Raw genomic sequence first — 21,466 nt, 5'->3', positions numbered from 1 at the left:
TACCTTCCGTAGGTAGACAAAAGGAACAATCGCATAATTCCTGACACCAGCCATTAATTGCAAATGTTAAGTCCAGAAGCTTTAGTCCGCGCATGCAGCCTCAAGATCGGCGCAAGAACCGATCAAAGTTGCGCGAGGATCCGCGCAGCAGCACGGTCGTTCGCCAAGGAACAAATAGGCTTATCGCCGGAACAATTGTTGAAGATACAAAAGGCCCGACTAATTGCCGGGCCTTTATTAATGGGGAAAAATGTCGAACTATGAGACCCTCCTGGGCCCAGCACCATCTGCCCCGGCGCCGAGGCCGCCACGCAAGCCGAGCGCTTCCACGCTAATTGTTGGGGGCATTACGGCCTTGTTCATGATCGTCGGGGCGTTCAGCGCAGGTCTTGGGGGCGCCCTGGTTTTCCTAGCCATCCCGGCTGCCCTCACCGGCCTCTATGTACTGGCCACGGGGCGACGGTCCTGGGCGATGCTTCCCGCCAAACGCAAGGCCGGCGCCGTCGCGCTTGCGACCTCGTTTGCCCTCTTCATCGCTGCGGGCGCCGTTCTGCCGCGGACTGCCACGGAGGATCTTCAGGCCGCCTCCTCGGACAGAAATGCCTCGCCGTCCTCCGCTGAGGCCAGCATCAGCACCACAGCCACAGCGACACCGTCGTCCGCTCCAACCGCCCAGGAGACGGGCGCCCCGTTGGATCCCGAGACCCCTTACCTTCTGGCACAAAGCGTCAGCATTACAGCACCCAACGCGCAACCTGCGTTCGCCACCAAGGCGGTCGAGCTGCTGGCGACCCTTCCCGTCAAGGGCCGGGCACCGAAAACTGGGTATGACCGGGCGCTGTTCGGGCAGGCGTGGGCCGACGTCGACCGCAACGGCTGCGACACCCGCAACGACATCCTTAAGCGCGACCTGACGGGTATCACCTACACCAACAGCGTCCCCTGCAAGGTGCAGTCGGGAACGCTGGCAGACCCCTACACAGGCTCCAGTATCAGCTTCGTCCGCGGGACGGCGACCAGCAGCGCCGTCCAGATCGACCACGTTGTTGCCCTCAGCGACGCCTGGCAGAAGGGCGTACAGCAGCTGACCACGGAGCAGCGTACGGCGTTCGCCAACGACCCCCTGAACCTCCAGTCGACGGACGGTCCCACAAACATCAAGAAGGGCGACGGCGACGCAGCCACGTGGTTGCCACCGAACAAGGGCTTCCGGTGCGAATACGTCGCCCGGCAGATCTCGGTGAAGGCAACGTACAGCCTTTGGGTTACCCAGGCGGAGCACGACGCGATGGCCACCATTTTGGTTGACTGCTCCGGCCAGCTGGCGCCAACAAACCAGCAGGCCCCGGTGGCTCCGGCACCTGCGCCTGCGGCACCTGCCCCTGCTCCCGCAGCCCCCGCTCCGGTGGCTCCCGCACCGGTGGCTCCCGCGCCGGTTGCCCCGGCCCCCGCTCCGGCGGCACCGGCTGCTGTCTACTACGCCAACTGCACCGCGGCCAAGGCTGCCGGCGCCGCACCGCTGCGGATCGGCCAGCCAGGCTACCGCGCCGGGTTGGACCGGGATTCAGACGGGATTGCCTGCGAGAGCTAGCGCCACCTCCAAGCAATTAGGTTGCAGACTGCCGGATTGTATTCTCGAACGGCGAACGAAGAAGTAGACGACTCGACGCCGGTCCGATTAAGTCTTTCCTGATGGGTCCTGCCGTCTTTGGCCATGTCTGCGCTCCGCGGCGGCCACCAATGCCGCACCTATAGCGAGGGCACCGCCTGCCAACAGTGGGAGCCTGGCATCGGTGCTAACCATGAATCCGGCTGTCGCCGTACCCAGGGATGCGATGGCCACTTTGAGGGCGGCCATCCAGATAAATACTTGGGCCGCCGCGTTCTTCGGCGCATAGTCGGTACGCGAGGCAAGGGTCGCTGTCAAAAGCAGCGAGTTCAGCACCCCTGCGATGCCGAAGACAGCAACGCCGTACGCAGATGCCGGAAACAGGGCCGATGCGACGAAGCCGGCCCCGGCCGCGGCCGCGAGGCCAATGACAAGATTCTCCGCCTGCCCCTTGAGCGGAAAGATGACCACGGCCAAGGAGCCGGCCAGGCTTCCCAGTCCAAATGCGGCAATGAGAACGGCCGAGTCACCCCGGTCTGAGGTCAGGCCCAGCGCGCTGATGGAGATCATGGCCCCCGGCATGGCGACCGCCATGCTGACGTAGGCAGTACGGCGCAATGGCCCTGTGGCCGCGATGATCCGAAGGATCTGGCCAATCCTTGGGACTGCCGGTTCCTGTTCATCCACTGATGATGGCGCCGTCGGGAATGTCATCGTCAGGATCGAGGCCAGCAGCGCTGCACCGGCAAGAGCCAGGGCCGAAACAAGCGGTGATGCCGCCGCTGACAATGCTGCGACTGCTGCGGGGCCGACGGCTCCGGCGAGCCCGTACGTGCTGGCGTCCCAACCTTGGGCGCGTCGTTGGCTTCTTTGGCCGGACCGGACTATGGCCGCAAGGCGGCTGCTGAGTCCTCCAGTGAGCAGAGGACCCATGGTGCCGGCCAGAACCAAAAACGCCCCGACCACCCACAAGGGGGCCTGGCGCACGGTGAACACCGCCGAGGCGGCAACGGCAAGGCCATACAGCAGGCAGGCGACGGCAATGACTTTTCGGCCGTCCCGTGCCAAATCGAGGCGCCTGCCGAGCAGGGGTCCGAGCAGGTGGGGCGCCGTGAGGCAGGCCGCCAATATCCCTGCTGCCAGTCCAGGGTTGCCCATCCCCGAGGCCGGCGAAATAGCCAGGAGAACAAAGGCGACTGGCGCTCCGGCGTCGGCCGTTCTGGCGGCCGTCGCCGCCAGAACGTAGCGGATGAGGGCGGTGCGGGAGCCCTGCGTGACGCCGCCGGTCGCCCGTTGCCTTGTTCGCTGATCCGGCACGATCTCTTCCTCCGACTGCCGCCGACTCCAAATTTCAAAGGCTATATCGTAAACCGGGGCTCGTCTACGAGCCCGAAAATGCCCTGCAGCTAGTCCAAAGGGCCTGTTCCATGAACTGTGCAGGGGAGCGAACCCTGCCGGAACGTAGGCGGTGGCCGCCGGCCGGTTGCTTCCGGCCTTCAGGTGAGACTGGCGCGGCTCCGTGGGCCCTGTCAGCATGGGTACATGGCGCGCGACCTGGACATACCGCCGCACTCGTATGGTCCGCTGATTGAGACCACCGCACGCATTGTCACGTGGAACGTCTGGGGGCTGTACGGCCCCTGGCGGGAGCGTGAAGCGGCTATCGCCACCACCTTGGCAGGTGCCGCTCCTGATATCGTCGTGCTGGCCGAGTCCTGGGCCAAAGCCGGGGAGGGGCAGTGCGCAAGGTTGGCGGGGCCGCTCAAGATGCCACACCACGCCTTCAGCGGGGTGAAGGCGCAGGAGGATGAGTCTGCGCTCTCCGGCGTCGGGGTGATGTCCCGCTGGCCGATCAGCACCACCTCCATCAGCACCTTCGGCGCCCTTCGGGTGCAGTACGCCGAGATAGACGGCCCGCGCGGGCCTATCCAGATGTACGGCGTGGTGATGGACGCCTGGTGGTTGGATGAGAGCCGGGCGCGCCAGGAGGCGGTCCGAGGCCTGCTCGCTCACGTGCACGCTGCCCAGGACGATCGGATCCCGCTCGTCCTGTGCGGGGACTTCAACGCCGATCCGGACAGTGACGAGATCCGAATGATGACTGGCCGGGCGGCTGCTCCGGCCCCCGGGCTCTCCTTCTACGACGCTTGGGAAGTAGCTGGAGACGGTACCAGGGGTTGCACTTGGTCCAACGAAAACGCCTGGGCCACTCAGCTCTTGTGGCCAGAGAGGCGGATCGACTACGTCTTCACAGCCGCACCCCGCCGTGGCGGGGCCGGGCACCCTCTCAGGGCGGCCATCCTTGGCACCAGCCCGGTCCACGGCCTGTACCCGTCGGACCACTATGCGGTACAGGCGGACATCCGGTACTAACGAGCGGCCCAGCGGAGGGGACAGCGGCGAGGCGGGCGGGACCCGCATCCCCGGGTGCGAGTAGTTACCCTATTCCGTGTCCGGTTTCCCGCTGCTGTCTGTGCTTGTGGTGCAGCGCGTAGCTGTCAAACACCGCCGACGACGTCGACCCCGGATGGCCGAAATTCCCGCGGAGGACTTCAGCGAGATGATCCAAAGAGGCTTGGAGCATCCGCCCGGCAAACCGGAGGTCGGGGTTTTCGCTGCCTTGAGCATCTGAAGCCAGCCGATGGGCGTAGGCGACTGTGGCCGGCAGGGAACCCCTCAGTTCCACTTCATGGAAGTAATAGGTCTCATGCAGCGACAGCAGATCTATGCTGACAGATGCCACGTTTCTGGCCAGCGATTCGAGCAGCCCGGCAGCGTGCTGCGGATCCAGCGAGGCCACACCCTCTGGACCTGCGGCTTCCCCGAACAGGTTTAGCTCGTGGGCAAGTGCGCGTCGGCGGCTGAGAGCCGGGTACATTTGCAGGATCCAGGAGACCGTAGCGGTGAGCAAACCGAAACCGGTGACAGCCTGGAAGGCCACGACCAGTCGGAGCACCGGATGCGCCGCCACAATGTCGCCGTACCCCGCGGTGGAAAGAGTGACCATCGAGATGTAGAGCGCTTCAGCGAAGTCGGCGTGCAGTGGTACTCCGTCGCCGTAGACGAAGCCATCCGTCGGTGTGGCAGGTACAGCAGAGCCCAACCGATGGCTGCCAGCCCTGCCCAGGCGCCGATGACAGCAGCCATTGCCAAAGGTGCGGCCATAGTGGAGGCCCGGCCTCTTAGCCTTCTCGTGAGCAGCCAGAGTCCCCGCATGATCGCCCGGCTTACAGGGCCCGAACCATGCGGATAAAGGAGCGTGCGAAAGACGTCGGAGAGCATCAGCAGAATCAGCCCGGCCCCCGAGACCGTCCAGAGCATATCCGCGAAGTCCATGCCCTATCTTAGATGCGCAGATCCTTTTCTTGGGGGCGTGCGGCTACACCCTCGCGGGCAGCGCAGGCGGGCATGGAAAGACTGTCCTATTAGCTGCATTCGAAGACTGCCTGCCTGAGCGCGGCGGGCGTGTTCGCTCCGTGTTCAGCCCGTCAATTCGCTCAGCCGGGTCTGGAGGTAGCGCCGTTCGGTGTCGTTTTCTGTCAGGATTAGCGCCTCCTCGAAGGCGACCCGGGCATCGTTGAAACGGCCCAACCGGGTCAAGAAGTCGGCCCGTGCGGCAGCAAGATACGGGTAGCGGGCCAGCTGGGGTTCGGCCCCGAGTGCATCCAGCTCAGCCAAACCTTCCGCGTGGCCCACCGCGAAGCCGAGGGCGATTGCCCGGTTGAGCCTGACGACGGGAGAAGGCCACTTCTCCAGCAGCAGGTCGTAAAGGCCGAGGATCTCCAGCCAGTCCGTGTCGGACCACGATTTGCTCTCATCATGGACGGCCGCGATTGCCGCCATAAGGGCGAAGCGGCCCGGTGGCCTGAGGTTCAAGGCCTCGCGCACGAGAGCCACCCCTTCGGTTATGGCCGATCGGTCCCATTTCGATCGATCCTGGTTTTCCATCAGCACGAGTTCACGGTGCTCGTCCAACCTGGCTCCGCTGCGCGCATGGGTGAGTAATACGAGTGCAAGAAGCCCGGCGACGTCACCGTTGTCGGGCAGCAGGACGCGCAGCATCCTCGCGAGCTCATGGCCCCGTTCCGCAAGATCCCGGCGCATCAAATTTTCTCCCGATGGGGCGGTGTGTCCGGTCGTATACACCAGGTAAACGACGGACAGGACGCCGTCGAGACGCTCCGCAAGCTCCGACGCTGCTGGAACGCGGTAAGGGATGTGGGCGGCCGCGATCTTCTTTTTCGCCCGGGTAATCCGCGCGGCTATTGTCGCTTCCGGCACGAGGAATGCCCGCGCCACATCAGCCGTGGAGAGCCCGCAGAGGAGCCGTAGCGTCAGGGCGACCTGGGCGTCAGGGGAGAGGGCGGGGTGGCAGCAGGTGAATATCAGCCGCAGCCGATCATCTGCCACATGCTCAACGCTTAGGTCCGGGTCATCGAGTAAATACTCGCCCCGGTCGAGAAGCTTCGGGAGGGCCCGCTGCTCCGTGGCGGCGCGTCGGTGCATATCCAGGGCCCGTCGCCGCGCGGTCACGGTGAGCCATGCGCCAGGGTTCTTCGGAATGCCACGCGGACCCCAGGTCGCCAATGCGCTGGCGTACGCGTCCTGGACGGCTTCTTCGGCTGTGTCGATATCACCGGTAACTCGCACCGTGGCCGCCAGCACGAACGCCCACTCCCGCCGATGCGCCTCCGCAACGGCGGCAGCGACCTCCGCGCTGGCGGCCGGTGGCATCAGCTGACCAATCGCACGGGCCGGACCTCCACCCCGACGCCGGCCGGAACCTCCTTGGCGATCTCGAGTGCCTCGTCGAGGTCGGCTGCCTCGATGAGGAAGTAGCCGCCCAGCGTCTCCTTCGACTCCGCGAATGGACCATCCGTCACCGAGAATCCGCCCGATCCGTCGCGCCGGACTGACGTCGCCGTCGAGGCTGGCTGCAGTGCTGCCCCGCTGAGCAGAGACCCGTCGCGCCGCTGCATGAACTCCTGGTAGGCGGGGCTGACCGACTCGCCTTCGGCTTGCCTGGCCACCGCGTCATCCTGGTAGATCAGAACCAAATATTTGGACATTTCGGAATCCCCTCATCTGTTCTCGGGTTTGAGTTTTCACTACATCGACCGGCATGTTGCGGAATCCACTATTCGCACGATTCCTGGCCGGCCGCAGGCCCTTCCTTTGGGTCCTTACTTATCCGACGCTCGAGGGAAGCCCAGATCGACAACTGCGACCAGATTTCACACGGCAACTAAAACCTGACTGCCCGTTAACCATCACGGTCGTTGCAGCTTCCAAGATGTGGGTGCTGCAACGACCGTCGGAAGCCCACTGCGCCAGGCGCAGCGCGGTTCTCCGTCAACTGGACGGATCGTTACTCCGCATCGGTCTTCTGTTCCCGGTCCCGGAGGTTCTTCTTGATCTCGTCGAACTTCTCCTTGATGACCCGCTCCGCCTCAGAGAGGGTCTTCCCGGCGCTGCTTAGCGGGTCCAGCTGAAGGTAGACGTCCTGGCCGACCGGGAGGTCGTACTCGTCTTTCAGATGGGTGCCGCCGCCAACACCCTGGAGGGACAGGTACACCTGGGCGTCCGTCCGGGCAACGCCGGCGAGCGTTCCGAAGACAACCGTGAAGTCGTTCGGCTGAAAGCTCACAGTCTGGCCGATATGGCTGCGGTCAAGGTCTCCGGCTGCTACTGGCTTCTCGGACTGGCTTCCGCTGTAGTTCATGAACTTCTCCTAAAAGGTCGAGGGACACGTACTCCAGCAGTCTATAAGCGGAGCTGATCCGCCCTCTTGCCACACCGCTATTCGGTGATACTATCTAGTGGTAGTCAACATCACTAAGTAGTCGAAAGCGAGCGTTCCATGGGCAAGCAGATGACAGAGATGCTCAAGGGCACGCTGGAGGGCATCGTCCTTGCAATCTTGGCCGTGCAGCCGGCGTACGGCTACGAGATCACGGCGCGGCTGCGCGAGCAGGGTTTCTCCGAGATCGTCGAGGGAACCGTCTACGCGTTGCTGGTCAGGATCGAGCAGCGCGGCCTCGTGGACGTGGTGAAGGTCCCCTCCGAGAAGGGGCCGCCGCGCAAGGTCTATTCGCTAAACGCTCTGGGCGGCGAGTACCTCGAAGAGTTTTGGAGGACCTGGAGCTTCCTCGAGAAACGGATCGAACAGCTCCATCACCGCATTGAACACCCGCAGAAAGAAGGAGAGTAACCATGGCCAAAGGATGGATCGAGCAGATCACGGGCTCGTTCGAGGACAAGAAGCGCTGGCGCCAGTACAAGGCCCGCAAGGAGCAGCTCCCCACGAGCTACCGGACCGCGATCGACGGGATCGAGCGCTACCTGATGTACGCCGGGTCGATCGGCCAAGGCGATGTCTTCGTGCAGATGCTCGAGGACCTCGCAGACCTGATCGAGCGGGCCGCCATCGACGGCACACCGATCCGCGACATCGTCGGGGACGACCCGGTCGAGTTCGCTGACACCTTCATCCAGAACTACTCGGACGGCCAGTGGATCAACAAGGAGCGCAAGCGCCTGACCGACGCCATCGATCAGGCCGCCAACGACGATGCGTGAACGCGCGGGAACGGAGAACCCTGACATGACCATCAACCAGGCCTTCGACCCGGGGATCCGGGTGCGGGGGATCGAGAAGTCCTTCAAGGACGTGCACGTGCTGCGGGGCGTCGACTTCGACGTGGAGACGGGGAGCATCTTCGCGCTGCTCGGCTCGAACGGCGCGGGCAAGACCACGCTGGTGCGGATTCTGTCGACGCTTTTGAAGGCCGACGCGGGCACCGCCACGGTCCACGGTTTCGACGTCGGCGCCAAGCCCGGCGACGTGCGCGAGTCGATCAGCCTGACCGGCCAGTTCACCGCCGTCGATGAAGTGCTCACCGGCAGGGAGAACCTCGTGCTGGTCGCCAAGTTGCGCCACCTGAAGAACCCGGGCGTGATCGCCGATGACCTGCTCGCCCGCTTCTCACTCACCGAAGCAGGAAACCGCAAGGCGTCCACGTACTCGGGCGGCATGCGGCGCCGGCTCGACATAGCGATGAGCCTGATCGGGAACCCGCCGGTCATCTTCCTCGACGAACCGACGACGGGGCTCGACCCCCAGGCGCGCATCGAGGTGTGGCAGACCATCAAGCAGCTTGCCGGTCAGGGCACGACGATACTGCTCACCACGCAGTACCTTGACGAGGCCGAACAGTTGGCCGACCGCATCGCGATCCTGCACAAAGGCACGATCATCCAGAACGGCACCCTTGCCGAACTCAAGCAACTCCTCCCGCCGGCCAAGGTCGAATATGTGGAGAAGCAGCCATCCCTCGAGGACGTCTTCCTCGCCCTCGTCGGTGACAGCGGCGAGACAGACACGGCCGACGACGACCGCACGGTCGCCGCACGAAAGGAACCACGATGACCACCCACGTCCTCGGCGACACCGGCGTTCTGACCGGCCGGTCGCTGCGCCACATCCTCCGAAGCCCCGACACGATCATCACCACCGCAGTCACCCCGGTCGCGCTGATGCTGCTGTTCGTGTACGTGCTGGGCGGCGCGATCACCACCGGGTCCGACGCGTCCTACGTCAACTACATGCTCCCCGGCATCCTGCTCATCACGATCGCGTCCGGCGTCGCCTATACCGCATACCGGCTGTTTTTGGACATGCAGGGAGGCATCTTCGAACGCTTCCAGTCCATGCCGATCGCGAGGTCGAGCGTGCTCTGGGCACACGTGCTCACCTCCCTGGTCGCGAACCTGGTCTCGGTGGCTATAGTCATCGGCGTCGCGCTGATCATGGGGTTCCGCAGCGGAGCATCCGTGGGCGCCTGGCTCGCCGTCGCCGGCATCCTGATCCTGTTCACCCTCGCCCTGACCTGGCTAGCCGTCATCGCCGGGCTCTCGGCGAAGACAGTGGACGGCGCGAGCGCGTTCAGCTACCCGCTGATCTTCCTCCCGTTCATCAGCTCGGCGTTCGCGCCCACCGCCTCGATGCCCGGCCCCGTCGCCTGGTTCGCCGAGAACCAGCCTGTGACCTCCATCGTGAACACCATCCGGGCCCTGCTCACACAGGAACCGGTGGGCGGTGACATCTGGATTGCCCTCGCCTGGCTGATTGGCATTCTCGTCGTGGCCTACGCCTTCGCAATCGCCACCTACCGCCGCAAGATCAGCTGAGGTCGAGCGCCGTTCGTGGCAGGGCGCGCTGGCTGACGAAGATGGCGGTCGCCTGCCGTTGCGCGCAGGAGGTGCGCGCTTTCCAGTTCGACCCCGCCAGCTAGGTCTCGGCTGGGTGATCTCAGTGCACGTCAGCCGACCCTTCAGCGGACACGGGCCATCATCTTGGACGGGTCGGTCAGCGCCGTGAAGCCGTACTGGGCGTAGAGACCATGTGCGTCGCCGGTGGACAGGAGCTTCCGCTTCAACTCCAAAGATTCAAGGTCATCCATAACACCCGCAGCGAGCATTTTGAGGGAAAGCGACCAGTCTGCCCGCTGGAACTACCGCTCGGCCTTCCCACAGAGGAGTACCCAAATGGTGCGATGAAAGAGCTGTTCCCATAGCAAGCCCATTTCGAACGGGCTAGTGGCCTCGGATCTGCGTGGGCGCGTGGCCCGGTCCTAAGGGGCGCAGGTGCAGGACTAGGGTGTTGCCTATGCGAATACCAGTAGGCCTTGCAGCTCTGTGGCCTACGGGCCGGACCAGCCATGGCTGATCTGATCCTTTTGAACGGCCCGCCCGGAATCGGCAAATCAACTTTGGCCAGGATGTTTGTCGATCGCCACCCGGGCACATTAAATCTGGACGTCGATCAGGTGCGCTGCCTGATCGGCGGGTGGCAGGAGGACTTCCAGGCAGCCGGGGAGATAGTCCGGCCGGTCGCATTCAGCATGGCTGTCACCCACTTGGCCGCAGGACACAACGTCATCATGCCGCAGTTTCTCGACGCGGATGACGAGATTGCGGGCTTCCGATCCGCTGCCGAGGAGACCGGCAGCGGTTTTCGGGAGATTGTCATCATGGACACGAAAGAGAATTCGGTCGCGCGGTTTGAGGACCGTGGCGCCGGTGAGGATGTTCCCTGGCACGGGCAGATCAAGGCCATCGTGGAACAAGGCGGCGGCTCGCAACTGCTGGAGTCCATGTATGACGGCCTCGTCGGCGGACTTCGAAAGCGACAGGCCGCGACCGTCATCCACAGTACCCACGGAGCAATCGAGGAGACCTACGCGAAGTTGATCTACGCGCTTGCGCCAGAATAGGTCGAGCCGCGGGGGATAGCAGGCCTTGGGATGAAAGAATGCGGCCAGAAAAGAAGAACTGGCTCGATAAGATGCTCGGGCGATGACCTGTGGAACTTTCGAGTTTGTGAAGCTATACAGTGATTGCGAACGACTAGCACTTTAGGAGATGACATGTCCCTCGTCCGCGTGCATAACTTCTCGGTCTCCCTCGACGGCTTCGGCACCGGCGAGGGGCAGCAACTCGACGCTCCGTTCGGTCACGCAGGCCCACGGCTCATGAAATGGGCTTTTGAGACGCGCACCTTCAGCCAGATGGGCATCCGCGGGGAGTCGGAGGGATCCCTCGGCGTCGACGAAGCGTTCGCCAGCCAGTGGGCGCCCGGAATCGGCGTGGAGATCATGGGGCGCAACAAGTTCGGCCCTCAACGCGGTCCCTGGGAGGACGAGGAATGGAAGGGATGGTGGGGCGATAACCCTGTCTTCCATACTCCTGTCGTTGTTCTGACCCACCATCCCCGGCCGGTACTCGAAATGGAAGGCGGAACAACGTTCCATTTCGTTGACGCCGACCCCGTCTCCGCGCTCAAGCATGCTCGCGCCCTGGCCGGCGACCTCGACGTCCGGATCGGTGGCGGCGTCAGCACGATTCGACAGTTCCTCGAGGCCGATCTGATCGACCACATGCACATCGTCCTCGTGCCGATCGTCCTGGGCCGGGGCGAACGGCTCTGGGATGGACTCGAAGGACTCGAACAACGCTTCGAAATCGAAGTGACCCCTTCTCCATTCGGAGTTCTTCATCTGATCTTCACACGTCGCACGGACGGGTAGTCCGGCTTGGGCGCGCTGCTGCTGCGCCTCGGTTATGCCGCCTTTGGTTAGGCGGCCAATTTGTGGCGAACCCAAACGTTGGGTTCGACGTAGACACAATGATCGTGCTCCACCGAAACATGCAGGAGCGTCAACGCACCCGGAACCTCAGTCACTCCGCTCGATGCCAACTCCAGGCCTGTCCACTCCCGCCACTGAGCCAGGGTCCCCGGAATCGTCATTGCGACCGGACAGACCTTCATCACCACACCGCCCAAGCGAACATGTGTTCTCAGCCACGGATCAATGGGAAGCCCGTCAACATCGAGGCGGGCAACATAGTCTCGCATGCCCTCGTGCGGAAACGCGGCCTTTCCTGTGGGTCGGATGGGCCCCAGGAGGTCCCGATACCCCATCCTTGCCGCGTTCTTCCGAGCGGCGACCAGCATCGTGCTGCTGAGTCCCCGTCCGGAGTAGCGAGGAGAAATGAATGCTTCAATGAGAGAAACCGCCTGGCATTCCGATGCTGAGAATGACGAAGCGAAGGCCCGCTCCAACACAGCATCCCAGCCGCGGTCTGGAAGGTTTTCCAAGGACCCGTCCCACATCATAGGGACGCTATGGACCTTCCCGACCACCTTCGACTGCTCGTCAAGCCCGACCAACTGGTGTTCGGGGAAGGCATCAACCAGGTTCCTGTAGCAGAGGTTGGCCACCGGATCCTGGCGCATGAACACAGGCCAGGTGTTAGGCAATGACCACATCTCGTCGATCAAATCAGGTCGCTCCGACAGCGTAACCACGGTCAAGTTCATCCACCGACCCTATTGGGCCGAATAGCGAATGTGTCGCATATCCGGATCCTCATCGGCTGTTGGCGCTGCCCTGCCTCGGGTTCCCATTACGGGCATGTCCGGTGCGGGCAAGTCGACACTGCGCTTTCGCCACGTAACAGCCGTTGAACTGGCAGACTGTTCAGATGCCAATCGCTTCGTCCATTCTCGATCGCTTCGTCTCCGCAGTCGACGAGGAGGGACTCGGTGCGTACGGGGTGCACGTTCTCATAGGAGAGGACGCAGCACAGCATCGGTGGCGCAGCGACGATCGGGAGAACATCTATTCGGCGTCTAAAGGTGTGTGCGCACTTGCGATAGGTATCGCGATCGACGAGGGCATCCTGTCACTCAACTCCCCGGTGCCGGAACTGCTCCCCGCGATAAACCTCGGCGCCGGCGTCGAGACAGTGACGGTTCGGCACCTGCTGACGATGTCGAGCGGGATCGACTTCATATGGTTCGGCGACCAACCGGTGCCCTGGCCCGACCTCGCGCAGGAAATGCTGAGCAAGCCCACTCGTGGACCTGGGGCTGTGTTCCAGTACACGGACGCGAGCACCTACATTGCGATGCGCATGCTCGGCGCGATTGTCGGTGATGTGCGCGACTGGCTGATGCCGCGCCTGTTCGACCCCCTTGGCATCCATAATCCACAATGGCACCGGTGCCCGCTGGGTTGGATCATCGGAGGGAGTGGTCTGGAACTACGCACGGAAGAACTCGCGCGAATCGGCCGCCTTCTTCGCGACCATGGCCGCTGGGGCGGCCTGCAGCTCGTCGACGCAGCGTGGGTCGACAGGATGCACGCCTCGTGGGTAGAGACCGGAGGCGGAGGGAGTTCCGAACGCTACGGCTTTGCAGCGTGGGACGGCCCTGGCAGTTGCTGGCGGCTGGACGGCAGATACGGACAATACGTGGTCGTAGACCAAACGCGAGACACCGTGATCACCATCACCGCACACGAGGAATTGCGGGACCATCGCCTGGCAGAACTCGCCTACACGGCCATGGCCGGCTGAACAAGCCGCGTATTCGAGGAAACCGTTGCTGCCTGCCGGCGCGCGCAAGGATCGCGTCACGCGACGACGATGTGATCGCCTAACACGCTGCGGGCTGAGTTCCTTCAAGTACCGGGGTGAGTAGCTTCCAAGTAGCAGAGCGCCTTCCCATGCTTCAAAGCAGGTACCTGTTACTCGTGACATCCGCTTGACCTGAATCCTAGGCTCAATCTGAGGGCGGCCATGGCAATGCTCGATCTTGCTGCAGGTGCTGGTGGGGCTATGGAGTTCAACTCCGGGGAGCAATTATGCTAGGCCATCGATTTTTTCACATAGGCGGGCGCGGTAGCGGCCGCAGGACTTCCTGGCTCGGTGTAGGGCCTGGAGGTGATCGCTCGTCTGGTCTTCGCCTACGTGGTTTTCGTCTACGCGGGTCACGGAATCTGCGGCTCTCTGGACTGCCGGCAGCGCTGCTGACAGCTTTGCTGCTTGTGCTGAGTGCTCTGGTTGTGCCGGTTGCGGCGTCGGCTGCTGCGGGTGATGTTGGCGTTGAGGGTCCGTCGCATTCGGGGACGGGGACGCCGACGGGTACGAAGCGGGCTACGAGTGTGTTGTGGTTCAACGACGGGCTCTGGTGGGGGAATCTGTGGGACACGGCTAGCTCGGATTTCCATATCTTCAAGTTCAACGCTGCGGCGAGTTCGTGGGTTGATACGGGTGTGGTGACGGAAACGCGGGCAAGCACTCATCATGACGTGCTGTGGGACGGGGCGACGTTGTTTGTGGCGAGCTATCGGTTCGTCAATGATGGTTTGCCGGCTGAGCCGAACTTTCCGACGACGATGCGGCGTTACAGCTACGATCCGGCTAATAAGACGTACTCGCTGCTGAGTTCTACGCAGATTAACAACTCCAAGGTTGAGGTTCTGACCATCGATAAGGACTCGACTGGCCGGGTGTGGGCCACCTGGCAGCAGGGGAACCGGATCTATCTGAACGTTACTGCCACGGATGGCAAGACGTGGTGGACGCCGTTTGCGCATCCTGCGGCGTTGAGCAATGTCTCTGTGGATGACACGTCGGCTGTGATCGCGTTCGACGGGAACAAGATGGGTGTGATGTGGAGCCGGCAGGTCGGTGATGCCACCGACGGCATGTACTGGAGCTACCACCTCGATGGGGCGTCGAACACTGCCTGGTCCGCTCCTGTGGCGGCGGTGTCGGGCCAGCGCAGCAGTGATGACCATATGAACTTGAAGTGGCTGGATTCCTCGGGCGGCCGGGTGTTCGCCGCTGTCAAGACGTCGTTCACGTCCGCGCCTGAGCCGCTGATCCAGCTGTTGGCATTGAGTGGTGCTACGTGGTCGGCGTACCCGATCGCGGCTGTGTCGGAGTGCCCGAACCGGGTGATCGTCCTGATTGACGAGAGCACGCAGATGCTGCGTACGTTCGCGACCTATCCGAAGCCCAGTGGCACGACGAATGCCGGCGTCTGCACCAGCTTGGGGGGTGCGATCTACGAGAAGTCCACGCCGCTGAACGATATCAACTTCACCACCGCGAAAACGACTCGGATCGTGGACGCTGGCGAGTATGTCCACAACGTCACCTCGACGAAGCAGAACCTGAACAGTGCGGCGCGGGGCACGGCCAACAGCGGTCTGCTGGTGCTCGCCGATGTGAGCGCCACGAGCACGTACTGGCACTTTTACGATCCCCCCGTCGGTGGTGGTGATACGACGGCTCCGACGGTGACGGATACGTCTCCGGTTGCTGGTGCGGCCGGCGTGGCTGTGAGCGCGGATGTGACGGGGTCGTTCTCGGAGGCGATGGATCCCGCGACGGTCACGTCGAGTACGTTCACGTTGACGGCCGGGACGACGCCGGTGACGGCCACGGTGACTTATGACGCCACGGGCAAGGTCGCGACGTTGAACCCCGGTGCTGATCTGGCGGCGGGTACGACATACACTGCGACGATCAAGGGCGGCCCTGGCGGCGTGAAGGATGTTGCTGGTAACGCGTTGGCGTCGGACAAGACCTGGACCTTTACCACTTTGGCGACGCCGGCCTCGGTCAGAGCGTCGGCTGCCGGATCCGGTGAGCTGACCGCTTCGGGCTCATACACGCCCACACTGCCAGCAGGATGGCAGCCCGGCGACGTAGTCTTCCTGTACTCGCAGGTGACCGTCTCTGGGTCGGCGAACACCACGACTCCAGCGGGATGGACGCGCGCAATCGCCGACTTCACCAGCGCCGGATCCACCTCGGCGCACCAGACGGTCTGGTATCGGGTGATGCAGTCCGGCGACACCGCGCCGAGCGTAGCTGAACCCGCCTCCCGGTATGCCTGGACGACGGTGGCCGTGCAGGGCGCAGACGCCACCACGCCGCTGGACGTGACGCCCACCACTGACACCAACAGCGGGGTGCCTTACCCTGATGTTCGGGCACCGTCGATCACGCCGGTGACGCCGGGGGCGTTGCTACTAACCGCGCACGGCGTGAGGAACGGCACCAACTCGGCGACTACGGCCTTCACGCCACCGTCGGGGACGGCCGAGGTCAGCGACGTAACGTCAAACGTTGCGTCCAAGTCCAACGCGGCCATCGAGGTCGACTCCCTCTCGCTGACAGACACATCCACCACTGGCACGAAAACCGCGACCGCAGCCTCAAGCTCCGGCACGATCATCAACCAGTGCGGCTCTGCCATCGTCGTACGCCCGGCCCTGCCCTGACCGGTGCAGGGACAGGCGCGCTCCTCGACCTTTTCCCGGACGGGCCGGATTGTGCTTAGCTCAGCGCTTCGCAGAGAGCCGTTGCGGTCTCCTCAGCGGTGACATCGAATCTCCCGTGGTATTCCTGGGAGATTGGTTCTCCGCTTTCAAGGTCAACTACCAGCCGCCACAGCCCAACAGCCTTCAGGTCCCCGTTTAATTTCAGGTGAACGCCGGTGCCGAAGACGCTCAGGGTGCCGTCCTCATTTTCGACGAACCGATCCAAACCCACATCTGCCGTCGTGATCGTCGCCGTCGGACTCGTAAGAGTGGAGCGGAAACTGGGATGTTCGGTAACCCGATTGAGTGAACCATCTTGGTTCCTGAACTCAGTCACATACATGTGGCCCGCCATCCGGGCTGTGACCATAAACCCGCAGACCTTTCATGTCAACAGGTTCCACTAGAAGGTCGCAGAAGGATTCATGCCGACGCAAAGGAACCACGTCACGGGACTGTTTCCCCTGGCAAATTAATCCGGGAGAGGGGTGGAAGCCACCTTGGGAGGGTTCGACGTTAGGCGCGCTCCTCGACTTTTTCCCGGACCGGCCGGGGCGTCTTCCACACCACTTCACGCGGGCCCGGCGGGTAGGCATTCTTTCGCCCGGCCACAGTGATCACGAGTGCGGCAACCACCGGGAGCGCCGCGGCAACCGGCACCAGCATGGGGCCGGCCACCACCAGCGACGCCGAGCCGTACAGTGCTCCGATGGTGATGCCGAGCTGGATCGTCAGGACCGTCAGCCCGTTCGCAGCATCCTTGTTCTCGCGGCCGGCACGGAGAATGGCCGACTGGTTGTAGATGCCGATCGCGCCCAGTCCCCCGCCCCAGACCGCCATCAGTGCCAGCGCGCCCGCAAGGCTGCCGCCCACGAAAGGCAGCAGCAGCATCGAAACGGCAATTGCCGCCGTCGTGATGATCAGCGAACGGCGCGGGCGCGTATCAACGGTGAGGCCGGCGATCCAGACCCCCAGTAGGCCTGAGACTCCAAGGACCGTCAGGGAGACACTGATGGCATAGTCCGGCAGGCCGGCGTCGCGGATGAACGGCGCGATGTAAGTGAACAGCGCGAAGTGGGCCAGGATTAGCAGCGGCCAGGCGATGGCCACGGATTTCACGCCGGGCTGGGAGATCGCCTGGCGCAGGGACGGGCGAGCCTCGTCCGCAAGCCGGACCGGGGGCAGTAGCCAAAGCGCCAGGCCGGTCAGAAGCAGGCCGAAGCCGGCGAGGAACAGGAATGACGCGCGCCAGCCGAGGAGGCTGCCCAGGACGGTGCCGACCGGTGCGCCGATGGCCAGGCCCACGCTGTTGCCGCTGAAGACGATGGCCAGCGCCTTGCCCACTTTGTCGGCGGGAACCACCCGGGCGATGAACGGAGCCATGGTGGTCCACAGCAACCCGTGCGCCAGGCCGCCGATCAGCCGCGCACCGAGGGCCGCCTCAAAGGTGGGGGCGAGCCCCACCATCGCGTTGCTGAGGGCGAATGTCAGGACCAGCGCCACCAGGAGGGTGTGCTTGGGCACCCGGCCCAGCAGCCGGGCGGCGGGAACCACGGTGACAACAATCACCGCGGCATAGGCGGCGGCCAGGTAGCCGGCCACCGGCTCGGACACGTTCAGGCCCGAACTGATCTGCGGCAGGAGGCCCGAAGGCAGGAGCTCGGTGGTGATGGCGGTGAAGGCGATGGTGGCCAAAACCATCATGGCGGCCAGCGGGAAACGCTGGGACGCCGGCGCGGAAATCGCGGAGGACATGCGGAAGGGATCCATTCAAGGGGGAGGGGTGGAAGGCGGCTCTTGCTCGGCCGGACAATTCCTCCAGCAATTTTACCTGATTATTGCGTTCCGTCCCGCCAGAGTCGGCGGTGATCAGTGACACTGGTCGACGTCTTTGTTGGGGCAGCGACGCACCCCGGAACCGGGGAAGCGTTGCGTTTCATTGATGTGCTCGGGCAGCGGTGCCAAGATGGTCGGAGCACCGTGAGTCAAACGTCCAAGTCGGCGCCATGTGGGGATGACGCATGACCTCCAGTGGAGGAATGAAATGCCGCAGAACCAGTGCCAAGCCCAGACGAAAATCGACGCGGGAGGGAGGCAGCTGTGACAGTTCAGCCCGCGAAAAAACGCCGCCTCCGAGTTTCGGACATCAACGTTGTTGACCATCCAACGCTGAGGAAAGCGCTGGGCGGAACCATCGTCGGCAACACCATGGAGTGGTACGACGTCGGTGTGTTCGGCTATTTGATCACCACCATGGGGCCGGTGTTCCTGCCCGACGCCGACAAAGCGGTGCAGAATCTGTTCCTGCTGGGAACCTTCGCTGCCACGTTTATCGCCCGCCCACTGGGCGGCGTCTTTTTCGGCTGGTTGGGCGACAAGATCGGCCGCCAGAAGGTCCTGGCCATGACCCTGATGATCATGGCAGCGTCGACCTTCGTCGTCGGACTGCTCCCGGGCTACGCCGTGCTGGGCATCTGGGCTGCCGTGTTGCTCGTGGTGACAAAGCTGGTGCAGGGCTTCTCCACCGGCGGCGAGTACGCCGGCGCCACCACGTTCGTTTGCGAGCATTCGCCGGACAAGCGCCGCGGCTTCTTCGTGAGCTTCCTGGACATGGGGAGTTACCTGGGCTTCGCCCTCGGCGCGGCCCTGGTTTCCGTGCTGCAGCTGATGATGGGGCAGGAGCAAATGGAGGCGTGGGGCTGGCGCATCCCGTTCCTCATCGCCGGCCCGCTCGGCATCATCGCCATCTATTTCCGGCTGAAGATTGAGGAGTCACCAACGTTCCAGGCAACCCTGGATGCGGAAGAGGAATCGGCCCGCCACCCCCAGACCGGCGACGTGCTCGGACCCGTGGGCCCGGTGGGCATTTTCAAGGCCCACTGGCGCAGGATCGTGCTGGCAATGATCCTCGTGGCTGCCGCCAACACGGTGGGATACGCCCTCACGTCCTATATGCCGACGTACCTGACGAGCAACAAGGGATACGACGAGATCCACGGGACGCTGCTGACTATCCCCGTCCTGGTGGTCATGTCATTGTGCATCCCCTTCACCGGGCGTCTTTCGGACAGGATCGGGCGCCGCCCCGTCCTCTGGATCGGTGCCGTCAGCACGGTGGTGCTGTCGATGCCGGCGTTCATTCTGATCTCGATAGGAACCGTCCCGGCCACCATAGCCGGCCTCGCGCTGGTCGCCTTCCCGGTCACGTTCTTCGTGGCCAACCTCGCGTCGGCCCTGCCGGCGCTGTTTCCCACGGCCCACCGCTACGGGGCGATGGGCATCGCCTATAACTTCGCCGTGGCGATCTTCGGCGGCACCACGCCCTTCATCATTGCCTCCCTGATCCAGGTGACGGGCAATGACATGATGCCCGCCTACTACCTGATGGCCACCTCGGCGATCGCCGCAGTCACTATCTACTTCCTGCCCGAATCCGCCCGGCGGCACCTGCCCGGTTCAATGCCCAGCGTGGACTCGGATGAAGCGGCCCGCGAACTGGTGGCGACGCAGGACGAGAACCCTCTGCTGGAAATGGACTCCCTGCCGTTCGACAGCAGCTATGAGGCCGCGAGGGCGTCGCACGCGGCACCCCATGGGAGGGCGGGGGCCTGAGGCCCGGGGCTTTGAGGCTGCCGGAGGCTCAGGATTCCGCCGGCCGCCCCTCCGCGGGGGTCACCCGGATGCGGGCGATGCGCAGCCGGTCCATCGCGGTCACCGTCAGCACGTGGCTTGATATCTCAACCTTGTCCCCTTCCCGGGCAAGGCGGCCCAGACGGTCCATGACGAACCCGGCCACTGTCTCGTAGTGGCCTTCCGGTAGTGCTACGCCGGTGGCTGAGGCAAACTCCTGCAGGATCAGGCCGCCGTCGACCTCTACGGACCCGTTTCCCACGCTGACGTGGTCCTCGGCGTCAGTGCCGGTGTCATACTCGTCGTAAATTTCACCGACCAGTTCCTCGATCAGGTCCTCAAAGGTGACGATCCCGTCCGTGCCGCCGTACTCGTCAACTACCAGTGCTATGTGCTGGCCGAGTTTGCGCATTCGTGATAGCGAAGGCAGGACCCTGTTCGTTCCCGGCAGCGGAATGATCTCACGAACAATGTCCCTCACCATTCCCTCGTCATCCCTGTCATCCCGGGGCATCAGGTCACGAATGTGGACAAAGCCGAGAACGTCGTCAGGGGTCCCGTTAATCACGGGATATCGCGAATACGGGCGGTTCCTGAGCATGTTGCGTGCGGCCGCAATGGTTAGGAAGCCGTCGACGAAGGTGACCTCGGTCCGGGGGCGCATGACCTCCTGGAGCAATCGGTTCCCGGCTCCAAACACGTCAGTCAGGATGCTTCTGCTGTCTTCTTCCAGCATGTCGCTCTGGGCAACCATGTCCCAGAGTTCCTCGGAGGTTATGCTCTCCTTTCTTGCGTGTGGGTCACCACCGAACAGCCTGACCACGGCGTTAGTGGAAACGGACAGCAGCCAGACGGCGGGCCGCATGATTTTCGAGAAGACACTCAACGGCGGACCCATGATCTTCGTGAAACCGACGGCGCTCTGCAGGGCCAGCCTCTTGGGCACCAGTTCGCCCAGCACCAGGGAAAGGTAGGCCACCAGCAACGTCACGCCGATAAAGGACACAGGTTCGGCCGCGGGACCAAAACCCACGGCCTCCAGGAAAGGTTCCACATCGGGGGCGATGGTGGAGGCACCGTAGGCAGCTGAGAAAAAACCGGAAAGGGTCACACCTATCTGGGCAGTCGAGAGGAACTGGTTGGGATTTCCGGCCAGGGCCGCAATTCTGGCCCCGCGTTTTCCTGCCTTTTCAATCCGGCGCACCTGGCTTTCGCGAAGGGAAACCAGCGCCATTTCCGTGCCGGAGAAGACACCTCCCAAGAGCACGAAGAAGAGGACCAACAGGAAATTGACCAGCGTGTGGCTATCCATAATCTGACACTACCGAATGGGCGGGGACAAGGTATTCGTCGCCGCTCGGTCTACCCTCGTCGGCTGACCCAGGAACCGGTAAGTAGGGGAGCAGATAGGGGGCACTGGCTCTGGACCCCTTTGGATGGGCGTGCATAAACTGGCTGGACCTCCGACGCCAGGAAAACATCGGGCTGCTCTAGCCACGGGCAGGCCTCTGCACGTGGGGGTCCATCGCAAACACTTAGAGTTCAT

Annotated in this window: 21 protein-coding genes; 11 read left to right on the top strand and 10 right to left on the bottom strand. The window is 63.4% G+C overall.

Annotated features, from left to right (window positions below; all coding sequences use genetic code 11):
* Window positions 1-361: 361 nt before the first annotated feature.
* A complete protein-coding gene (locus J7E83_RS12720) occupies window positions 362-1,591 on the top strand; it encodes a DUF1524 domain-containing protein (protein WP_251043828.1) in 1,230 nt (409 codons plus the stop codon).
* A gap of 87 nt (window positions 1,592-1,678) precedes the next feature.
* Here J7E83_RS12720 and J7E83_RS12715 read toward each other — a convergent pair whose 3' ends face one another.
* Window positions 1,679-2,926, bottom strand: coding sequence for an MFS transporter (locus J7E83_RS12715; protein WP_214962606.1), 1,248 nt, complete (start codon window positions 2,924-2,926; stop codon window positions 1,679-1,681).
* A 225-nt stretch (window positions 2,927-3,151) separates the two neighbouring features.
* On the opposite strand from J7E83_RS12715, the gene J7E83_RS12710 reads away from it, so the two are divergent.
* A complete protein-coding gene (locus J7E83_RS12710) occupies window positions 3,152-3,982 on the top strand; it encodes an endonuclease/exonuclease/phosphatase family protein (RefSeq protein WP_214962605.1) in 831 nt (276 codons plus the stop codon).
* 64 nt (window positions 3,983-4,046) lie between these two features.
* Here the strand turns inward: J7E83_RS12710 and J7E83_RS12705 are convergent, their stop codons facing one another.
* From J7E83_RS12705 to J7E83_RS12690, 4 genes are all read right to left on the bottom strand, one after another.
* Window positions 4,047-4,712: a potassium channel family protein gene (locus tag J7E83_RS12705; RefSeq protein WP_251043827.1), complete on the bottom strand. Its 666-nt coding sequence runs from the start codon at window positions 4,710-4,712 to the stop codon at window positions 4,047-4,049.
* 377 nt (window positions 4,713-5,089) lie between these two features.
* On the bottom strand, window positions 5,090-6,343 hold the full coding sequence (locus J7E83_RS12700; protein WP_214962604.1) for an RNA polymerase sigma factor: 1,254 nt from the start codon (window positions 6,341-6,343) through the stop codon (window positions 5,090-5,092).
* A complete protein-coding gene (locus J7E83_RS12695; RefSeq protein WP_214962603.1) occupies window positions 6,343-6,678 on the bottom strand; it encodes a YciI family protein in 336 nt (111 codons plus the stop codon). Before J7E83_RS12695 ends, J7E83_RS12700 begins: the two co-directional genes overlap by 1 nt.
* 299 nt (window positions 6,679-6,977) lie before the next feature.
* Window positions 6,978-7,331, bottom strand: coding sequence for a hypothetical protein (locus tag J7E83_RS12690; RefSeq protein WP_214962601.1), 354 nt, complete (start codon window positions 7,329-7,331; stop codon window positions 6,978-6,980).
* Between the two features lie 138 nt (window positions 7,332-7,469).
* Here J7E83_RS12690 and J7E83_RS12685 point away from each other — a divergent pair, with 138 nt between their 5' ends.
* Genes J7E83_RS12685 through J7E83_RS12670 form a run of 4 tightly spaced genes read left to right on the top strand, consistent with a single transcriptional unit; the run spans window position 7,470 to window position 9,799 of the window.
* The gene (locus J7E83_RS12685) at window positions 7,470-7,820 is read left to right on the top strand and encodes a PadR family transcriptional regulator (RefSeq protein WP_214962599.1); all 351 of its coding nucleotides are present in this window, start codon (window positions 7,470-7,472) and stop codon (window positions 7,818-7,820) included.
* A 2-nt stretch (window positions 7,821-7,822) separates the two neighbouring features.
* Window positions 7,823-8,188, top strand: coding sequence for a DUF1048 domain-containing protein (locus tag J7E83_RS12680; protein ID WP_214962597.1), 366 nt, complete (start codon window positions 7,823-7,825; stop codon window positions 8,186-8,188).
* Between the two features lie 25 nt (window positions 8,189-8,213).
* Window positions 8,214-9,038 (top strand): ABC transporter ATP-binding protein, encoded by an 825-nt coding sequence (locus J7E83_RS12675; protein WP_214962595.1) that lies wholly within the window; start codon window positions 8,214-8,216, stop codon window positions 9,036-9,038.
* Entirely contained in the window at window positions 9,035-9,799 is a 765-nt protein-coding gene (locus J7E83_RS12670; protein ID WP_214962594.1) for an ABC transporter permease, read from the top strand. The genes J7E83_RS12675 and J7E83_RS12670 overlap by 4 nt, the downstream gene beginning before the upstream one ends.
* Window positions 9,800-9,942: 143 nt before the next feature.
* Here the strand turns inward: J7E83_RS12670 and J7E83_RS21425 are convergent, their stop codons facing one another.
* Window positions 9,943-10,071 (bottom strand): hypothetical protein, encoded by a 129-nt coding sequence (locus tag J7E83_RS21425; protein WP_285289348.1) that lies wholly within the window; start codon window positions 10,069-10,071, stop codon window positions 9,943-9,945.
* Window positions 10,072-10,329: 258 nt separating this feature from the next.
* On the opposite strand from J7E83_RS21425, the gene J7E83_RS12665 reads away from it, so the two are divergent.
* Complete coding sequence (locus J7E83_RS12665) at window positions 10,330-10,884, top strand: AAA family ATPase (protein ID WP_214962592.1); 555 nt, start codon at window positions 10,330-10,332, stop codon at window positions 10,882-10,884.
* Window positions 10,885-11,037: 153 nt separating this feature from the next.
* Entirely contained in the window at window positions 11,038-11,697 is a 660-nt protein-coding gene (locus tag J7E83_RS12660; RefSeq protein WP_214962590.1) for a dihydrofolate reductase family protein, read from the top strand.
* A 47-nt stretch (window positions 11,698-11,744) separates the two neighbouring features.
* Here the strand turns inward: J7E83_RS12660 and J7E83_RS12655 are convergent, their stop codons facing one another.
* Window positions 11,745-12,491, bottom strand: a complete 747-nt coding sequence (locus tag J7E83_RS12655; RefSeq protein ID WP_214962588.1) for an N-acetyltransferase — start codon at window positions 12,489-12,491, stop codon at window positions 11,745-11,747.
* 164 nt (window positions 12,492-12,655) lie between these two features.
* Between J7E83_RS12655 and J7E83_RS12650 the strand changes: the two genes are divergently transcribed.
* Window positions 12,656-13,531 (top strand): serine hydrolase, encoded by an 876-nt coding sequence (locus J7E83_RS12650; protein ID WP_214962586.1) that lies wholly within the window; start codon window positions 12,656-12,658, stop codon window positions 13,529-13,531.
* A 587-nt stretch (window positions 13,532-14,118) separates the two neighbouring features.
* Window positions 14,119-16,251 carry an Ig-like domain-containing protein gene (locus J7E83_RS12645; RefSeq protein WP_311379664.1) on the top strand — a complete coding sequence of 711 codons (2,133 nt, stop codon included), beginning with the start codon at window positions 14,119-14,121 and terminating at the stop codon, window positions 16,249-16,251.
* A 55-nt stretch (window positions 16,252-16,306) separates the two neighbouring features.
* Here the strand turns inward: J7E83_RS12645 and J7E83_RS12640 are convergent, their stop codons facing one another.
* Together J7E83_RS12640 and J7E83_RS12635 are read right to left on the bottom strand one after the other, a co-directional pair.
* Window positions 16,307-16,633 carry a hypothetical protein gene (locus J7E83_RS12640; RefSeq protein ID WP_214962584.1) on the bottom strand — a complete coding sequence of 109 codons (327 nt, stop codon included), beginning with the start codon at window positions 16,631-16,633 and terminating at the stop codon, window positions 16,307-16,309.
* A gap of 173 nt (window positions 16,634-16,806) precedes the next feature.
* The gene (locus J7E83_RS12635; RefSeq protein ID WP_214962582.1) at window positions 16,807-18,045 is read right to left on the bottom strand and encodes an MFS transporter; all 1,239 of its coding nucleotides are present in this window, start codon (window positions 18,043-18,045) and stop codon (window positions 16,807-16,809) included.
* A gap of 345 nt (window positions 18,046-18,390) precedes the next feature.
* On the opposite strand from J7E83_RS12635, the gene J7E83_RS12630 reads away from it, so the two are divergent.
* Complete coding sequence (locus J7E83_RS12630) at window positions 18,391-19,902, top strand: MFS transporter (RefSeq protein ID WP_214962580.1); 1,512 nt, start codon at window positions 18,391-18,393, stop codon at window positions 19,900-19,902.
* Window positions 19,903-19,930: 28 nt separating this feature from the next.
* Here J7E83_RS12630 and J7E83_RS12625 read toward each other — a convergent pair whose 3' ends face one another.
* Entirely contained in the window at window positions 19,931-21,232 is a 1,302-nt protein-coding gene (locus J7E83_RS12625; protein WP_214962579.1) for a hemolysin family protein, read from the bottom strand.
* Window positions 21,233-21,466 lie beyond the last annotated feature (234 nt).

Source organism: Arthrobacter sp. ISL-48 (genome assembly GCF_018613805.1).
In the GTDB taxonomy this organism is placed as follows: Bacteria; Actinomycetota; Actinomycetes; order Actinomycetales; family Micrococcaceae; genus Arthrobacter.
The sequence above is the reverse complement of the archived record's forward strand: the minus strand, read 5'-3'. Positions and strand labels throughout refer to the sequence as shown.

Bases quoted from the DNA above. Each gene is read 5' to 3' on its own strand.
- J7E83_RS12720 (WP_251043828.1), top strand. From the start codon at position 362: ATGATCGTCGGGGCGTTCAGCGCAGGTCTTGGGGGCGCCCTGGTTTTC.
- J7E83_RS12710 (WP_214962605.1), top strand. From the start codon at position 3,152: ATGGCGCGCGACCTGGACATACCGCCGCACTCGTATGGTCCGCTGATT.
- J7E83_RS12700 (WP_214962604.1), bottom strand. From the start codon at position 6,343: ATGCCACCGGCCGCCAGCGCGGAGGTCGCTGCCGCCGTTGCGGAGGCG.
- J7E83_RS12695 (WP_214962603.1), bottom strand. From the start codon at position 6,678: ATGTCCAAATATTTGGTTCTGATCTACCAGGATGACGCGGTGGCCAGG.
- J7E83_RS12690 (WP_214962601.1), bottom strand. From the start codon at position 7,331: ATGAACTACAGCGGAAGCCAGTCCGAGAAGCCAGTAGCAGCCGGAGAC.
- J7E83_RS12685 (WP_214962599.1), top strand. From the start codon at position 7,470: ATGGGCAAGCAGATGACAGAGATGCTCAAGGGCACGCTGGAGGGCATC.
- J7E83_RS12680 (WP_214962597.1), top strand. From the start codon at position 7,823: ATGGCCAAAGGATGGATCGAGCAGATCACGGGCTCGTTCGAGGACAAG.
- J7E83_RS12675 (WP_214962595.1), top strand. From the start codon at position 8,214: ATGACCATCAACCAGGCCTTCGACCCGGGGATCCGGGTGCGGGGGATC.
- J7E83_RS12670 (WP_214962594.1), top strand. From the start codon at position 9,035: ATGACCACCCACGTCCTCGGCGACACCGGCGTTCTGACCGGCCGGTCG.
- J7E83_RS21425 (WP_285289348.1), bottom strand. From the start codon at position 10,071: ATGGATGACCTTGAATCTTTGGAGTTGAAGCGGAAGCTCCTGTCCACC.
- J7E83_RS12665 (WP_214962592.1), top strand. From the start codon at position 10,330: ATGGCTGATCTGATCCTTTTGAACGGCCCGCCCGGAATCGGCAAATCA.
- J7E83_RS12660 (WP_214962590.1), top strand. From the start codon at position 11,038: ATGTCCCTCGTCCGCGTGCATAACTTCTCGGTCTCCCTCGACGGCTTC.
- J7E83_RS12655 (WP_214962588.1), bottom strand. From the start codon at position 12,491: ATGAACTTGACCGTGGTTACGCTGTCGGAGCGACCTGATTTGATCGAC.
- J7E83_RS12650 (WP_214962586.1), top strand. From the start codon at position 12,656: ATGCCAATCGCTTCGTCCATTCTCGATCGCTTCGTCTCCGCAGTCGAC.
- J7E83_RS12640 (WP_214962584.1), bottom strand. From the start codon at position 16,633: ATGTATGTGACTGAGTTCAGGAACCAAGATGGTTCACTCAATCGGGTT.
- J7E83_RS12635 (WP_214962582.1), bottom strand. From the start codon at position 18,045: ATGTCCTCCGCGATTTCCGCGCCGGCGTCCCAGCGTTTCCCGCTGGCC.
- J7E83_RS12625 (WP_214962579.1), bottom strand. From the start codon at position 21,232: ATGGATAGCCACACGCTGGTCAATTTCCTGTTGGTCCTCTTCTTCGTG.